This is a genomic window from Allobosea sp. Leaf344 (assembly GCF_001426225.1).
Classification (GTDB): domain Bacteria; phylum Pseudomonadota; class Alphaproteobacteria; order Rhizobiales; family Beijerinckiaceae; genus Allobosea.
In genome coordinates, this window is record NZ_LMRT01000001.1 from 1,024,282 (window position 1) to 1,038,786 (window position 14,505).

Annotated in this window: 14 protein-coding genes; 3 read left to right on the plus strand and 11 right to left on the minus strand. The window is 68.5% G+C overall.

Features of this window, described 5'->3' with window-relative positions; all coding sequences use genetic code 11:
- Positions 1 to 62: 62 nt before the first annotated feature.
- Both trpB and ASG72_RS04560 read right to left on the minus strand, forming a co-directional pair.
- Entirely contained in the window at positions 63 to 1,280 is a 1,218-nt protein-coding gene (gene trpB / locus ASG72_RS04555; protein ID WP_056709435.1) for a tryptophan synthase subunit beta, read from the minus strand.
- A 22-nt stretch (positions 1,281 to 1,302) separates the two neighbouring features.
- Entirely contained in the window at positions 1,303 to 1,974 is a 672-nt protein-coding gene (locus ASG72_RS04560) for a phosphoribosylanthranilate isomerase (protein WP_056709436.1), read from the minus strand.
- A gap of 114 nt (positions 1,975 to 2,088) precedes the next feature.
- Here ASG72_RS04560 and ASG72_RS04565 point away from each other — a divergent pair, with 114 nt between their 5' ends.
- The 3 genes from ASG72_RS04565 to ASG72_RS04575 all read left to right on the plus strand — a co-directional run bounded on the left by ASG72_RS04565 (position 2,089) and on the right by ASG72_RS04575 (position 6,511).
- Complete coding sequence (locus ASG72_RS04565) at positions 2,089 to 3,375, plus strand: TAXI family TRAP transporter solute-binding subunit (protein WP_082540076.1); 1,287 nt, start codon at positions 2,089 to 2,091, stop codon at positions 3,373 to 3,375.
- A gap of 151 nt (positions 3,376 to 3,526) precedes the next feature.
- Positions 3,527 to 5,350: a translational GTPase TypA gene (gene typA / locus ASG72_RS04570; RefSeq protein ID WP_056709439.1), complete on the plus strand. Its 1,824-nt coding sequence runs from the start codon at positions 3,527 to 3,529 to the stop codon at positions 5,348 to 5,350.
- Positions 5,351 to 5,578: 228 nt separating this feature from the next.
- Positions 5,579 to 6,511 carry an aldo/keto reductase gene (locus ASG72_RS04575; protein WP_056709441.1) on the plus strand — a complete coding sequence of 311 codons (933 nt, stop codon included), beginning with the start codon at positions 5,579 to 5,581 and terminating at the stop codon, positions 6,509 to 6,511.
- 127 nt (positions 6,512 to 6,638) lie between these two features.
- Here the strand turns inward: ASG72_RS04575 and pufM are convergent, their stop codons facing one another.
- The 9 genes from pufM to bchC form a co-directional block, all read right to left on the minus strand.
- Entirely contained in the window at positions 6,639 to 7,607 is a 969-nt protein-coding gene (gene pufM / locus ASG72_RS04580; RefSeq protein ID WP_056709444.1) for a photosynthetic reaction center subunit M, read from the minus strand.
- A 45-nt stretch (positions 7,608 to 7,652) separates the two neighbouring features.
- Positions 7,653 to 8,477 carry a photosynthetic reaction center subunit L gene (pufL, locus tag ASG72_RS04585; protein WP_056709446.1) on the minus strand — a complete coding sequence of 275 codons (825 nt, stop codon included), beginning with the start codon at positions 8,475 to 8,477 and terminating at the stop codon, positions 7,653 to 7,655.
- A 133-nt stretch (positions 8,478 to 8,610) separates the two neighbouring features.
- Positions 8,611 to 8,811, minus strand: coding sequence for a light-harvesting antenna LH1, alpha subunit (gene pufA / locus ASG72_RS04590; RefSeq protein ID WP_056709448.1), 201 nt, complete (start codon positions 8,809 to 8,811; stop codon positions 8,611 to 8,613).
- A gap of 15 nt (positions 8,812 to 8,826) precedes the next feature.
- Entirely contained in the window at positions 8,827 to 9,045 is a 219-nt protein-coding gene (gene pufB, locus ASG72_RS04595; protein WP_056709450.1) for a light-harvesting antenna LH1, beta subunit, read from the minus strand.
- A 132-nt stretch (positions 9,046 to 9,177) separates the two neighbouring features.
- The gene (locus tag ASG72_RS20585; protein ID WP_156395792.1) at positions 9,178 to 9,417 is read right to left on the minus strand and encodes a hypothetical protein; all 240 of its coding nucleotides are present in this window, start codon (positions 9,415 to 9,417) and stop codon (positions 9,178 to 9,180) included.
- Positions 9,418 to 9,502: 85 nt separating this feature from the next.
- Positions 9,503 to 10,939, minus strand: coding sequence for a chlorophyllide a reductase subunit Z (bchZ, locus tag ASG72_RS04600; RefSeq protein ID WP_056709452.1), 1,437 nt, complete (start codon positions 10,937 to 10,939; stop codon positions 9,503 to 9,505).
- Entirely contained in the window at positions 10,939 to 12,477 is a 1,539-nt protein-coding gene (gene bchY, locus ASG72_RS04605; protein WP_056709453.1) for a chlorophyllide a reductase subunit Y, read from the minus strand. Before bchY ends, bchZ begins: the two co-directional genes overlap by 1 nt.
- Before the next feature lie 8 nt (positions 12,478 to 12,485).
- A complete protein-coding gene (locus ASG72_RS04610; RefSeq protein ID WP_056709455.1) occupies positions 12,486 to 13,502 on the minus strand; it encodes a chlorophyllide a reductase iron protein subunit X in 1,017 nt (338 codons plus the stop codon).
- Positions 13,499 to 14,431, minus strand: coding sequence for a chlorophyll synthesis pathway protein BchC (gene bchC, locus ASG72_RS04615; protein WP_056709457.1), 933 nt, complete (start codon positions 14,429 to 14,431; stop codon positions 13,499 to 13,501). Before bchC ends, ASG72_RS04610 begins: the two co-directional genes overlap by 4 nt.
- Positions 14,432 to 14,505: the final 74 nt, after the last annotated feature.

Below are 14,505 nucleotides of genomic sequence, written 5' to 3' on the forward strand. Positions count from 1 at the left end.
CGGCGGGGCGGGTTCCTCGCCGGCGCGGGTCGCGGCGAGGGCGCGGCGCCGTGCCGGCGCCGTCACATCCCGCCCAGGATCTCCGCCACCTGCGGGATGTCCTTGTCGCCCCGGCCGCACAGATTCATCACCATCAGATGGTCCCTGGGCAGCTGCGGCGCGAGGTCGATGACCTTGGCCAGGGCATGCGCCGGCTCGAGCGCCGGGATGATGCCTTCGAGCTTGGAGCAGAGCTGGAAGGCGTCGAGCGCCTCCTGATCGGTGGCGGAGATGTAGCTGACGCGGCCGCTGTCATGCAGCCAGGCATGCTCGGGGCCGATGCCGGGATAGTCGAGCCCGGCCGAGATCGAATGGGCGTCGGTGATCTGGCCGTCGTCGTCCATCAGCAGATAGGTGCGGTTGCCATGCAGCACGCCGGGCCGTCCGCCGGTGAGCGACGCCGCATGGAGCCCCGAGGACAGGCCGTGGCCGGCCGCCTCGACACCCCACATCTTGACCTCGGGATCGTCCAGGAAGGGGTGGAACAGGCCGATGGCGTTGGAGCCGCCGCCGATCGCCGCGATCAGCGAATCCGGCAGGCGGCCCTCCGCCTCGAGCATCTGCTCGCGCGTCTCCTTGCCGATCACCGACTGGAAGTCGCGCACCATGGCGGGGTAGGGATGCGGGCCGGCCGCGGTGCCGATGCAGTAGAAGGTGGTCGCGACATTGGTGACCCAGTCGCGGAGCGCCTCGTTCATCGCATCCTTCAGCGTCTTGGAGCCGGATTGCACCGGCACGACCTCGGCCCCCAGCATCTTCATGCGGAAGACGTTGGGCTTCTGCCGCTCGACGTCGACCGCGCCCATATAGACGATGCATTCCAGCCCGAAGCGGGCGCAGAGCGTGGCGGTGGCGACGCCGTGCTGGCCGGCCCCGGTCTCGGCGATGATGCGCTTCTTGCCCATGCGCCGCGCCAGCAGGATCTGGCCGAGCACGTTGTTCACCTTGTGCGCGCCGGTATGGTTCAGCTCGTCGCGCTTGAAATAGATCCTGGCGCCGCCGAGATGCTCGGTCATCCGCTCCGCGAAATACAGCGGCGAGGGGCGCCCGACATAATGCTTGAGATAGGACTGCATGTCCTTCTGGAAGCCCGGATCGGCCTTGGCCTCCTCATAGGCCTGCTCCAGCGAAAGCACGAGCGGCATCAGCGTCTCGGCGACGAAACGGCCGCCGAACAGGCCGAAATGGCCGTTCTCATCCGGGCCGGAGCGATAGGTGTTCGGGTTCTGAGGGGCGTTCATCTGCTGGCTGCCTTCGATACGCTCAAACGGTCATCTCTGCGGCCGCGCGGGCGGCCGCGACAAATGCGGTGATCTTCTCGCTATCCTTGACGCCGGGCGCCGATTCCACGCCAGTGGAGACATCGACGCCGGCCGGTCCGACCTCGCGGATCGCTGCGCCGACATTCGCCGGATCCAGCCCGCCCGATAGCATGAAGCGCAGGGCGGGGTCGAGACCGGCCAGGATGCGCCAGTCGAAGCTCCGGCCATGGCCGCCGGGATAGGCCGCGTCACGGGGCGGCTTGGCGTCGAGCAGGATGAGGTCGGCCACGGCGCGATAGGGCGCGATCGCGGCGATGTCCCCAGGTTCGGAGATTCCGACCGCCTTCATCACCGGGAGGCAAGCCGCGGTCCGGATCGCCGCGACCTGGGCGGGCGTCTCGCCGCCATGTAGCTGCAGCCAGTCGGGCCGCACCCGCTCCAGGATCTCGTCCATCCTCGTTCGATCGGGATCGACCAGCAGCGCCACGATCGCTGCCCGGCCGCGGGCCAGCGCCGCGAGCTCGGCCGCCTTGTCCAGGGTGACGAAGCGCGGGCTGCGGGGGTGGAAGACGAGACCGATCATGTCGGCGCCGGCGTCGAGCGCGGCCGCCAGCGTCTGCGGCGTCGAGAGACCGCAGATCTTGATACGGAATGGCTGTGCACAGGCGTTCATCCCGGCTCTGTAGCATGATTGCGCGACGCGCCGCACTTGCGACATGATCGCCCGCAAAGCCATTCTGCAACTGGGCCGCTGCGCTGCGCCGGCCGGCGTCGGGGTGGGCAAGGCATGGGGCGGCGCGGATTTCTGGCTCTTGCGGGTGTGCTGGCCGCGCTCGGCCTGGCTGCGGCCGGCTTCTATCTGGCCAACCAGCCGCGGACGCTGCGGCTAGCGGTCGGGCCGCTCGGCTCGGAGGATGCCCGCATGGCCGCGGGCTTCGTGCAGGGGCTGAACCGCGAGAAGGCCTCGATCCGGATCCGGCTGGTGCTGACCGAAGGCTCGGCCGAGAGCGCCGCCAAGGTCGACGAGGGCGCGGCGGAGCTGGCGATCGTCAGGCCCGACATCGCCCTGCCGGCCAAGGCTGATACGGCGCTGATCACCCGCCGCTCCTTCCCCTTCTTCATCGCGCGCCGGGAGAGCGGCATCGCGCGCATCGCCGATCTCCGGGGCAAGCGGATCGGCGTGGTGCGCAATCCGGCCGGCAATATCGACCTGCTCAAGCTCGTGCTCTCGCAATATGAGGTGGGAGCCGAAGAGGTGCAGATCGTCGGGCTGACGCCGGACGAGGTGGTCTCGAACGGCCGGTCCGGCCAGGTCGACGCTCTGTTCGCGATCAACGCCATCGGCGCGCGCACCGGCGGCGAGGGCACGAACCGGCTGCGCTCCGCCTTCGGCGACGATCCGATGCTGATCCCGATCCGCGAGGCCGATGCGCTGGCCGCCCGGATCCGGACGATCGAGACCGGCGAGATCGTGCGCGGGGCGCTGGGCGGCGATCCGCCCCGGCCGGCGGAGAACCTGCCGACCATCGCCATCACCTCCCGCCTCGTCGCCTCGCAGGATCTCGACGAAGGGGTGGTCGGCGATCTCGTCAGCGCGATCCTGGGGCTGCGCGTCAAGCTGGCGGGCGAGCTGCCGCTGATCCAGGGGCTGGAGACGCCCGCCACCGACAAGGACGCGCCGCTGCCGGTGCATCCCGGCGCCGCCGCCTATATCGACGGCGAGCAGGAAACCTTCTTCGACCGCTATGGCGACTGGTTCTATCTCGGCGTCATGGCGCTCTCGATGGTCGGGACCGGCGGGGCCGCGCTCCTCAGCCGCGACAGCGCGGCCAGGCGCCGGCGCGCCATGGCGGGGCTCGACGAATTGCTGGCGCTGCTGCCGCTGATCCGCGGCTGCGACGAGGAGCGGGAGCTGATGGCCTTCGAGGGCCGCGCCGACACCATCCTCACCCGGGTGCTCAGCGACTATGCGAGGGGCGATCTCGACGGGTCGGGCCTCGCCGCCTACCGGCTGGTGATGGACCAGGTCGGGCGCGCGGTCGCCGAAAGACAGCGGCTGCTGGCCGAGGCCTGAGGCCTTTCGCGGCGATCCGCAGGCCGAGGTTGCCGAATGGGCCTCCAGGGTTTATGTGCAGCGCAGCGAATTCCAGTTTCCTCACGAACGGGCTGCGCCGGCAGGGCTTCGATCCTCGCCGGCTTGTGGCCATGACAAAGGCCCTCTCCGCATGTCCATGCGCAATATCGCCATCATCGCCCACGTCGACCACGGCAAGACGACGCTCGTCGACAAGCTGCTGCAGCAGTCCGGCACCTACCGCGACAACCAGCGCATCATCGAACGCGTCATGGACTCCAACGATCTGGAGAAGGAGCGCGGCATCACCATCCTGGCCAAGGCGACCTCGGTCGTCTGGAAGGATACGCGCATCAACATCGTCGACACGCCCGGCCACGCCGATTTCGGCGGCGAGGTGGAGCGCATCCTGAACATGGTCGACAGCGCCATCGTCCTGGTCGACGCGGCCGAGGGCCCGATGCCGCAGACCAAATTCGTGGTCTCGAAGGCGCTGAAGCTCGGCCTCAGGCCGATCGTGGCGATCAACAAGGTCGACAAGCCGGATGCCCGCGTCACGGAAGTGATCAACGAGGTGTTCGACCTCTTCGCCGCGCTCGACGCCAGCGACGAGCAGCTCGATTTCCCGATCCTCTACGGTTCGGGCAAGCAGGGCTGGATGGCGCATTCGCCGGAAGGCCCGCAGGACCAGGGCCTGGCGCCGATGTATGACCTGATCCTCAGCCATGTGCCGGAGCCGCGCATCGAGGAGGGCCCGTTCCGCATGATCGGGACGCTGCTCGAGGCCAACCCCTATCTCGGCCGGATCATCACCGGGCGCGTCGTCTCCGGCTCGGCCAAGCCGAACCAGCAGATCAAGGTGCTGTCGGGCGACGGCTCGGTGGTCGAGACCGGCCGCATCACCAAGATCCTCGCCTTCCGCGGCCTCGAGCGCACGCCGATCGAGGAAGCGATCCCGGGCGACATCGTCTCCATCGCCGGGCTGGTGAAGGGCTCGGTCGCCGATACCTTCTGCGATCCCTCCGTCACCGAGCCGATCAAGGCCCAGCCGATCGATCCGCCGACGGTGTCGATGACCTTCATGGTCAACGACTCGCCGCTGGCCGGCACCGAGGGCGACAAGGTCACCACCCGCGTCATCCGCGACCGGCTGTTCAAGGAGGCCGAGGGCAATGTCGCGCTGAAGATCGAGGAAGCGGCCGACAAGGACAGCTACATCGTCTCGGGCCGCGGCGAATTGCAGCTCGCCATCCTGATCGAGACGATGCGCCGCGAGGGCTTCGAGCTCGGCGTCTCGCGGCCGCGCGTCGTGCTGAAGCGCGACACCGACGGGCAGCTGCTGGAGCCGATCGAAGAGGTGATCATCGACGTCGACGAGGAGCATTCCGGCGTCGTCGTGCAGAAGATGTCGGAGCGCAAGGCCGACATGCTGGAGATGCGTCCCTCCGGCGGCAACCGGCTGCGGCTGATGTTCCACGCCCCGACGCGCGGGCTGATCGGCTATCAGGGCGAGCTCCTGACCGACACGCGCGGCACGGCGATCATGAACCGGCTGTTCCACGACTATCTGCCCTACAAGGGCGAGATCGGCGGGCGGCGCAACGGCGTGCTGATCGCGATGGAGACCGGCGAGGCCGTGGCCTATGCGCTGTGGAACCTCGAGGATCGCGGCCCGATGATGATCGAGCCGGGCTGGAAGGTCTATCAGGGCATGATCGTCGGCGAGCACACCCGCGAGAACGATCTCGAGGTGAACGTGCTGAAGGGCAAGAAGCTCACCAATATCCGCACCACCTCCAAGGACGAGGCGGTGCGCCTGACGCCGCCGATCCGGATGACGCTGGAGCGGTCGCTCGCCTGGATCGACGATGACGAGCTGGTCGAGGTGACGCCGAAGTCGATCCGCCTGCGCAAGGCGGTGCTCGACCCCAATGAGCGCAAGCGCTCGCAGAAGCTGAAGGCCGAGGTGGCCTGACGGCCCCCAGCCCGACATTCCGGACGATCGACGAAGGCAGGGCCCCTGGGCGCCCTGCCTTTTCCTTTGGGCCGCCTCTGCGCGGGCTCTGCGCGGGGCGACTGCGTGCCGGGCCTGTGCCCTGCTTGCGCCGCGGCGCTGCAGCTTTCATCCTGTTCGCAGTCGCGCTCATTCGCGGACCGAACTCCCCCTCGCCTGGCGGCCCCACGTTCAGAAAGCCTAAGACCCATGCAATTCCGCAATCTCGGCCGTTCAGGCCTCCGCGTCTCGCTGATCGGCCTCGGCTGCAATAATTTCGGCGGGCGCATCGATCTCGCAGCGACGCGCAAGGTGGTCGACGCCGCGATCGACAACGGCATCACCCTGTTCGACACGGCCGACATCTATGGCGAGCGCGGCGGCTCGGAGAGCTGCCTCGGCGAGGTGCTGGGCGCGCGCCGCAAGGACATCGTGCTCGCCAGCAAATTCGGGATGCGGATGTTCCATGGCGGCGAGGGCGGGTCGCGCCGATACATCATGAGCGCCGTCGAGGAGTCGCTGACGCGGCTGAAGACCGACTGGATCGACCTCTACCAGTTCCACACGCCGGATCCGCTGACGCCGATCGAGGAGACCCTGCGCGCGCTGGAGGATCTCGTGCGCCAGGGCAAGGTCCGCTATATCGGCTGCTCCAACATGCCGGCCTGGCAGATGGCCGATGCGCAATGGACGGCGCGCGATCTCGGCCTGCCCGGCTTCGTCTCCTGCCAGGACGAATACAGCCTGCTGGCACGCGGGGCGGAGCGGGACCTGCTCCCCGCGGGGCGGCATTTCGGCCTGGGGCTCCTGCCTTATTTCCCGCTGGCGAACGGCGCGCTCACCGGCAAGTACCGCCGCAACGCGCCGATGCCGGAGGGGGCGAGGCTGACCAAGCTGCCGCAGCGGGCGGAGACCATCTTCAGCGACGCGAACTGGGCGAAGATCGAGGCGCTCACCAGCTTCTGCGAGGCGCGCGGCCGCACGCCGGTCGAGCTCGCCTTCTCCTGGCTGGCGGCGCAGCCTGCCGTGTCCAGCATCATCGCCGGTGCGACCCTGCCGGAGCAGATCGTCGCGAATGTGCAGGCTGCCTCCTGGACGCTGACGCCGGAGGAGCTGGCGGAGATCGACCGGATCACCGCCTGAGCGCCGAGGCCGCGCCGGCGCTCCCGGCTCGTTCCCACCCAACGACCTTCGGCCCCATGACTATCGGCACATGAAAAAGGGGAGGCTGCTGCCAGCCTCCCCAGTCGCCGCACCGCCCTGCTCGGGATCAGGGATTCGGGGGCGGAACCGCGATAGGCGCCCACATGCTGGGGTCGGCCGGGGCGAATTTGTGCTTGATCGCCCATTCGTACCAATTATCGACGGCGGTGCCGGTCAGCAGGATGCCGATGCCGCCGGTCAGCGTCGTCAGCACCGCGAACCACCAGGCCCAGCGATGGATCGATTCCATGGTGGCGTTGAAGCCCATGGTCCAGCGCCAGAACAAAGCGGCGCGCTCGGTCGCCGTGCCGCGATCGGTGATCTGCTCCAGCTCGCGATCGCCGCCATAGCGGGAGACGGCCAGGATCGTCGCGCCATGCATCGCGAAGAGCAGGGCCGAACCGTAGAGGAAGGCGATCGAGAGCGCGTGGAACGGGTTGTAGAAGAGGTTGCCGTAGCGAAGCGAGAAATTCTGGGTCCAGTCGAGATGGGGGAAGATGCCGAAGGGCACCGCCTCGCTCCATGAGCCCATCATCAGCGGGCGGATGAAGCCGAGCACCAGATAGAGCCAGATCGCGGCGGCGAAGGCCCAGGCGACATGGGTGCCGAGGCCGAGCTGGCGCGCCCGGACATAGGTGCGCACCCACCACAGCAGGATCGAGGTGGTCAGGAAGAAGCCGGTGATCAGCCACCAGCCGCCCTCCTTCAGCGGCGGCAGGATCTTCAGCCCGTGCTCCGGCAGCGGCGGCGCCAGCTGCAGCCAGAAGAGCTCGCGCACGAAGCGGACCGGGTCCCAATTGACCGAGGCCAGCATGTTGAGGCCGATGATCTCGAAGGCGATCAGCCCGCAGACCAGCGAGGTGACGCCGGTCCAGCCGAGATAGATCGGGCCGATCTGCGCGTCGCCGATCATGCCGAGCCAGCGATTAACGCTCGTCGTCGAGCCGCGCTTGGAGTGGCTGCCGATCAGCGGGACGCCGAGATCGGGCGAGCCGTGGACCTGCACGCTGGTGAAGATGTTCTGGTAGGTGGCCATGGTCTTGATCCCTTGGCGGCGGATGCGGGGAACGCGGCTGCGGCGCTAGCGCCAGATGGTGAAGTGACGGGAGAGATCCCACCATTCGGCCCAGCCCTCGCTCCAGTACGGGCCGCTGATGATGATGCAGACCGCGCTCCAGAAGCCCGAGGACAGGGCCAGGAACAGGCCGAGCCGGTGGATGCCGAGCGTGCCGATGGAATAGCCGATGGTGTCGCGGAAGAAGGTGTTCTCGTGCTCGGGGGTCTTCACCACCTCGCCCGGCTTGGGATTGACCGCCGAGAGGATCAGCCCGCCATGCAGCGAGAGCGCCAGGGCCGTGGTGAAGAAGAAGGTCACCGCGATCATATGCGCGGGGTTGTAGTGGAACTGCAGATATTGGTAGCCGACATTCGACACCCATTCGAGATGGCTGAAGATCCCGTAGGGAAAGCCGTAGCCCCAGGCGCCGAGCAGGAAGGGGCGGAAGACGACCAGGGTCAGATAGGCCAGGATGGCGACGCCGAAGGCGACGGGCACATGCAGGCCGATGCCGAGCTTGCGGCAGATCTCGACCTCGCGCAGCGCCCAGGAGCAGAAGGCGCCGGTGGCGCAGATGGTGATGATCTGCCAGAGGCCGCCTTCCATCAGCGGGGCCAGCGACAGGCCGTATTTGACGTCGGGCGGCGCGATGCTGATCAGCCAGGGGTTCCAGGTCGGCCCCTGCGAGGCGCCGTAGAGGATGAGCGCCGTGCCGAGGGCGGCGAAGAAGATGGTCGCGACGCCGAAGAAGCCGACATAGAACGGCCCCACCCAGAAATCGAAGAGGTCGCCGCCGATCAGCGTGCCGCCCCTGACGCGGTATTTACGTTCAAAATTCAGCAAGGCCATGGCGCATCCCTCCCCCGGGCGCAGCCTGTGCGGGCTGGCGCCTCGTGCCGGTGATCTCGAATGTCCGGTTCGGCGGACGGGGCCCCCGCGCCCGAAGGCGCTTCACCTCGTCCGCCAGTGTCGGGACCGGGCGTCAGCCGATCCGCCGGATCACCACATCCGAGGCCGGAACCTCGATCTGCAGCGCTGCGGCAGCCCTGCGCGGGCCTTCGATCCAGTTGAACCTGTTCGTCGAGAGCAGGATGAAATGAATCAGGATGGCGAGCCCGAACAGGAAGGTGAACAATGCGATCAGCGTGCGCCGCGGATCGAACAGAAGCCAGATTTTCCACATAGGTGCCGCTCCTCGTTACGAAATCAGGGAAACGGCGGTGGACAGGGCCGTCTTCACGCCTTCATCCAGCGACGCATAGCCATTGGGTCCGGGCAGCCAGGGCCGCCATGACCAAACCAGGAAATGCGCGATCACGGCGATGACCGTGAAGCCGATGAAACTCGTGATGAAGAAGCCGTGGAATTCCTTGGCTTCCATTTCGGTCAACCCTGACAGCGTGTCTCTCTCTGCCATGATCAGTCCTCTCACTTGGCCTTGCGGCCGGTACCGCACGGATCCCGTGCGGCGGGGTGCCGGAGTGTGAAATCCGGCCTTTCTTCCCCCCGGCGGGCCGGCGGGAAGCGCGTCTCCCTCAGGTCCCGGGCGTCAGCCCATGAAGATGAAGGGAATGGTGGCGTAGGCGTCGGCGCGCGCTTCGGCGTAGAGCGACGGGCGCGGACCGCTGCGCGGATCGCGCCGCGCCGCGGGCAGGACGCGCCGCACGGCCGCGGCGACGAGGAAGAATGGCAGGGTGATGGTGACGAGCCGCCGGCACATCCGGCGGTCGGCTGCCCAGCAGCGGGTCTGCGAGGATCCGGAGCTTCGTGCGGTGATCGGCATGGTCATAGGCATGTCTCCCCCTCTGGAAGGCGTTCCGGTCCCCGCCCGGAGCAGGCTCCGGACCGGCCGAAAGGATGGGCGAAGGCGCTGCTCATGCAGGGGCTCCTTCGCGGATATGGCTGGCGCCGACACGGTCCTCGCCGGCGTTGCGGGCACGCGCCTCGGCCGCATCGCGCAGGCGCCTGGCGGCGGAAATGCGCACCAGGACGGGCTGCGCCTCGAGCAGCTGGTCGAGCAGCGCGCGCGCTTCCTCCGACCAGGGCAGTTCGCGATGCGGGCGCGCCGGCGTCGCCTCGACCTCGTCCATCTGCGTGCCCAGCGGCAGGATGTGGAAAAGCGCGTCGAACAGCGCGTTGCAGACCTCCTGGACCAGATAGGTCGCGCCGGAATAGCCCATGAAGGGCGTGCCGGTGTGGCGCCGGATCACCGCGCCTGGGAACGAGGCGGGGATGAAGATGCCGCGCCCGCCGGCCTCGGCGAGGTACATGCGCTCGTTGTAGCTGCCGAACAGCACCAGCGGCGGGCTCTGCTTCAGGCTGGCGCGCACCGCCTCGTTATCCGGCTTGACGCCCGGGCGGCGCGAGACGGCGAGGGTGCAGGGCAGGCCCATCTCCTCCTCGAGGAAATGCCGGATGCCGCGCGCATGGGTCTCGTTGGCGACGATGGCGAAGCTCGCCGTGCCGAAGAAATCCTGGGTCACCGAGCGCCAGAGGTCCCAGAGCGGCTTGATGGTGCTGTGCTTCTCGCGGGCGATGAAGGGCTCGGGATCGAGCCCCAGCAGCTCGCCGAGCGTCCGCAGGAAGGCGGTGGTCGAATGCAGGCCGATCGGCGCTTGCAGATAGGGGCGCTCCAGCGCCTCGCAGAGCAGCCGGCCATATTCGCGGTAGAGGCAGATATTGACCTCGGCATCGGCCAGGCGCTGCACCTCGGCGAGATGGCTGCCGAGCGGGAAGCTCATATGGATCTCGGCGCCGATCCCCTCGACCAGGCGGCGGATCTCGGCGAGGTCGGAGGGCATGTTGAACATGCCATAGGCGGGGCCGATGATGTTGACCTTGGGCCTGGCCCCCTCCTTGCGCGGCTTGGCCTTCGGCACGATGCCGCGTTTGGCGCCATATTCGCTCCACAGCCAGAACAGGGCGCGGTCGGCGCATTGCCACTGGTCCTCGTCGATGGTCCGCGGCAGGAAGCGCTGGATGTTGGTGCCTTCCGGCGTGACGCCGCCGCCGATCATCTCGGCGATCGAGCCGGTGACCACCACGCTCGGGAGATGCGGGTCGAGCACCGCATTGGCGCGCTTCATCGCGCCCTCCGTGCCGTGCTGTCCGAGCTCCTCCTCGCCCAGCCCAGTGACCACGATCGGCAGTTCATGAGGCGGCAAAGCATCGGTGTAGTGCAGCACCGAGGTGACCGGCAGGTTCTCGCAGCCGACGGGGCCGTCGATGACGACCTGCAGCCCCTTGATGGCGCAGAAGACGTAGACAGCCCCCCAATAGCCGCCGGCGCGATCGTGATCCTGGACCAGCATCACGGGATCTCCTCGGCCATCGCCCTGGCCTTGGCGGCCCGCCGGGCGAATTTCTCGCGGAAATCGGGATGGTGCTTTGGCGTGTCCTGCCAGATGCCGGCGCTGTCGCCTTCGCCGACCCCGTCGAAGAAGCGCTGCATCGCCGCCATGCGGTCCTTGTTGGCCATCGCCGCATTGACGACCTGAGCGAGTGAGCCGGCGCCCGCCGGGCCGAAGAGCGGGCGCGCCGAAATCAGATTGGTGAAATACAGCGAGGGGATGCCCTGCTGCTTCGCCGCCTGCACGACGGGCGTGGTGCCGATCGCGAGATCCGGCTGGAACTCCGCCATCGCCGCCAGATCCTGCTCCAGCGTGGCGCGGAACTGCACCAGGACGCCGCGCTGCTCGAGCCAGGCGCGGTCCGGCTCCGACCAGGGGGTGCGCGGGCAGGCGGTGCCGACATAGCGCAGATCGGCCCCGCTCTCGACGAGCAGCCGCGCGACGAGCAGCTCCGACCCCTCATAGCCCGACAAAGTGATCCGGCCGCCGATCGGCCTGCTGGCCAGAGCCGCCCCGATCGCCGGGAGGATCGCGTTCTGCGCGGCGCCGACCAGCGCTGCCGGCACGCCGCAGGCCGCGCCGATGGCGGCGAGCCAGGCGGCCGTGCCCTCGACCCCGACCGGGCCGGAGCCGACGATGCCGCGCCCGGCCGCCTCGAATTCGCGGATCGAGGCGGTGTAGAAGGGGTGGATCGCCGCGACGACGGCGCAATCCAGCGCGGCATAGAGCTCCCGCCATTCCCGCGTGGGCACGACCGGGCCGGCGGCGAGGCCGAGCGGGGCGAGCAGCATGCCGATGCCGACGGGATCGGCCGGAAACATCTCGCCGAGCAGCGCCACCGTCGGGCGCTCCGGCCTGCCGGCGCGCGGGGCCGCGACCGGGCCGGCTTCGGCTTCCTTGCGGGCATAGGAGAGCATCGCGCCGGCGAGCACGTCCTTGGCCTCGGCATGGGTCGGCACGCCGAAGCCCGGCACGTCGATGCCGATGATGCGGACGCCGTTGATCTCCTTCGGCAGCAGCCGCAGCGGCACGCCGGAGGCCGAGGGAACGCAGAGATTGGTGACGACGATGGTGTCGTAGAGCGCGGGATCGGCGAGCTGGAAGACCGCCTCCCGGATATCCTCGAACAGCTTGCCGGTGACCAGCGTCTCGGAGTTGAACGGGACATAGCCGACGCTGCGGCGCGCCCCGTAGAAATGCGAGGTGAAGGTCAGGCCGTAGACGCAGCAGGCCGAGCCGGAAAGCACGGTCGCGGTGCGGCGCATCCGCAGCCCGACGCGCAGCGAGCCGAAGGCGGGGCACATGCTCTGCGGCTTGTCATGCGGGCCGACCGGATAATCCCGGGCGAATTGCTCCAGCATCGCGCTGCTGCCGGCGGCGGCCGCGGCCTCGCGCAGCGCCTGCTTGCCGGAATGGCAGCCGAGCCCGTCGCCCTGCGTCGCCGCCGCGTCGATGGCGGGGGCGGAGGCTGCGTCGGGGCGAGGCTGGTGGACTGTCATGGCGCGCCTCAGACCCGGTCGTAGACGATTTCGAGGGTGGCCTTCTTCAGCGCCGAGGGCCCGCACATGTCCTCCAGGGTCGCCGGGACGAGGACGACGTCGCGGCCGGTGCTCTCGCTCGAGAACAGGCCGAGCAGCGCATCCTGCGACAGCGGCGTCGGGCGCATCGGCGGCGCCTCCGAGACGTTCAGGCCGAGCTCCTCGAACAGGGACGCCCAGACGTCGCCGGGCCGGCCGATGATCTCGTAATTCGCGCTCTTGCGACGGATGTCGTCATTGGCCGGGATGGCGGCCAGCACCGGAATGCCCGCCTTTGCGCAGAAGGCCTGCGCCTCGCCGGTGCCGTCATCCTTGTTGATGACCATGCCCGCGACGCCGACATTGCCGCCGAGCTTGCGGAAATATTCCACCGCCGAGCAGACATTGTTAGCCACATAAAGAGACTGCAGGTCGTTGGAACCGACGACGATGACCTTCTGGCACATGTCCCGCGCGATCGGCAGGCCGAAGCCGCCGCAGACGACGTCGCCGAGAAAGTCGAGCAGGACGAAATCGAAGCCCCAATCATGGAAGCCGAGCTTTTCCAGCAGCTCGAAGCCATGGATGATGCCGCGCCCGCCGCAGCCGCGCCCGACCTCCGGGCCGCCGAGCTCCATGGCGTAGACGCCGTCGCGCTTGAAGCAGACATCGCCGATCGCGACCTCCTCCCCCGCGGCCTTCTTGCGCGAGGAGGTCTCGATGATGGTGGGGCAGGCCTTGCCGCCGAAGAGCAGCGAGGTGGTGTCGCTCTTGGGATCGCAGCCGATGAGCAGGACCTTCTTGCCCTGCTGGGCCATCATGTAGCTGAGATTGGCCAAAGTGAAGGATTTGCCGATGCCGCCCTTGCCGTAGATCGCGATGATCTGCGTCTCCTTGCTCGGCGCGGCGGTGGCGACGGCGTCCTGCGGCTCGGAGGCTTCCGCCCGCAGCCTCGCCGCCATGGCGGCGGCCGGAGAGGGGACCGGGTTGCGGATCTGGATGTTCATGCGCAGGCTCTCCAGTCCAGGACCATCTTCAGGCAGAGCGGATCGGTGAAGGCGGTGCGATAGGCGCTCTGCGCCTCGCTCGCGGCCTGACGGTGCGTGATCAGCCCGCCGAGCGAGAGCCGCCCCTGTGCAAGCAGCGCCGTCACGGCTTCGAGATCGGCCTGGCGCCACTCAGCAGCGACGCGCAGCCGCGCCTCGCGCATGAAGGCCGGTGGGAAGGCGAAGGAGATCGGCTGCTCGTAGAAGCCGGCTAGCGTGAGCTCGCCGCCGGGCGCCAGCCGCGCGATCAGCGCGTCCAGCTGCGCGGCGTCGCCGCTGACATCGGTGATCGCGCGATAGTCGCGGCGCGGATCGGCCTCCGCGGCGACCACATCATAGCCCTGCGCGCCGGCGTGGCGCCGCTCGTCGATGTCCCAGACCACCGGCTGCCCGCCGAGCGCCAGGGTGATCCGCGCCAGCAGCCGGCCGAGCACGCCATGGCCGATGATCAGCTCCGGCAGCTCATGGCCGGCGAGCGCGTGATGGGCCGTCGCGGCCAGGGCCAGCAGCACCGCGTTTTCTTCCAGCCCCTCGGGGATGGCGATGGCCTTGGCGGCGGGCACGACGAGATGCGAGGAGGCGCCGCCGAACAGGCCGCGTGCGGCCTTGAAGCCGCGAGACCCCGGTACGAAGACGCGTTCGCCGATCCGATGCCGCGCCTCGGGCCCCGCCGAGAGGATGCGGCCGACGCTCTCATAGCCCGGCACCAGCGGGTACCCCATCCCGGGGAAATCCGGCATGCGGCCCGACCAGAGCAGGCGTTCGGTGCCGGTCGAGATGCCGCTCCATTCGGTGGCGACCACGACATCGCCCTCGCCGGGAGCCATCAGCTCGAGCTGGCTGAGCGCCAGCTGCCGGGGACTTTCGAGGAGGACGGCCAAGGCTCGCATAGGGGCACCCCGGGCAGGGTGGCGCTCGGTTGAGCCGCGTCACCGCCTGATGTGTCAGGTTAGAACAACGATTT

What these genes read in the sequence shown, in the direction of transcription:
- trpB (WP_056709435.1), bottom strand. Translation starts at nt 1,280, where the DNA reads ATGAACGCCCCTCAGAACCCGAACACCTATCGCTCCGGCCCGGATGAG.
- ASG72_RS04560 (WP_056709436.1), bottom strand. Translation starts at nt 1,974, where the DNA reads ATGAACGCCTGTGCACAGCCATTCCGTATCAAGATCTGCGGTCTCTCG.
- ASG72_RS04565 (WP_082540076.1), top strand. Translation starts at nt 2,089, where the DNA reads ATGGGGCGGCGCGGATTTCTGGCTCTTGCGGGTGTGCTGGCCGCGCTC.
- typA (WP_056709439.1), top strand. Translation starts at nt 3,527, where the DNA reads ATGTCCATGCGCAATATCGCCATCATCGCCCACGTCGACCACGGCAAG.
- ASG72_RS04575 (WP_056709441.1), top strand. Translation starts at nt 5,579, where the DNA reads ATGCAATTCCGCAATCTCGGCCGTTCAGGCCTCCGCGTCTCGCTGATC.
- pufM (WP_056709444.1), bottom strand. Translation starts at nt 7,607, where the DNA reads ATGGCCACCTACCAGAACATCTTCACCAGCGTGCAGGTCCACGGCTCG.
- pufL (WP_056709446.1), bottom strand. Translation starts at nt 8,477, where the DNA reads ATGGCCTTGCTGAATTTTGAACGTAAATACCGCGTCAGGGGCGGCACG.
- pufA (WP_056709448.1), bottom strand. Translation starts at nt 8,811, where the DNA reads ATGTGGAAAATCTGGCTTCTGTTCGATCCGCGGCGCACGCTGATCGCA.
- pufB (WP_056709450.1), bottom strand. Translation starts at nt 9,045, where the DNA reads ATGGCAGAGAGAGACACGCTGTCAGGGTTGACCGAAATGGAAGCCAAG.
- ASG72_RS20585 (WP_156395792.1), bottom strand. Translation starts at nt 9,417, where the DNA reads ATGACCATGCCGATCACCGCACGAAGCTCCGGATCCTCGCAGACCCGC.
- bchZ (WP_056709452.1), bottom strand. Translation starts at nt 10,939, where the DNA reads ATGCTGGTCCAGGATCACGATCGCGCCGGCGGCTATTGGGGGGCTGTC.
- bchY (WP_056709453.1), bottom strand. Translation starts at nt 12,477, where the DNA reads ATGACAGTCCACCAGCCTCGCCCCGACGCAGCCTCCGCCCCCGCCATC.
- ASG72_RS04610 (WP_056709455.1), bottom strand. Translation starts at nt 13,502, where the DNA reads ATGAACATCCAGATCCGCAACCCGGTCCCCTCTCCGGCCGCCGCCATG.
- bchC (WP_056709457.1), bottom strand. Translation starts at nt 14,431, where the DNA reads ATGCGAGCCTTGGCCGTCCTCCTCGAAAGTCCCCGGCAGCTGGCGCTC.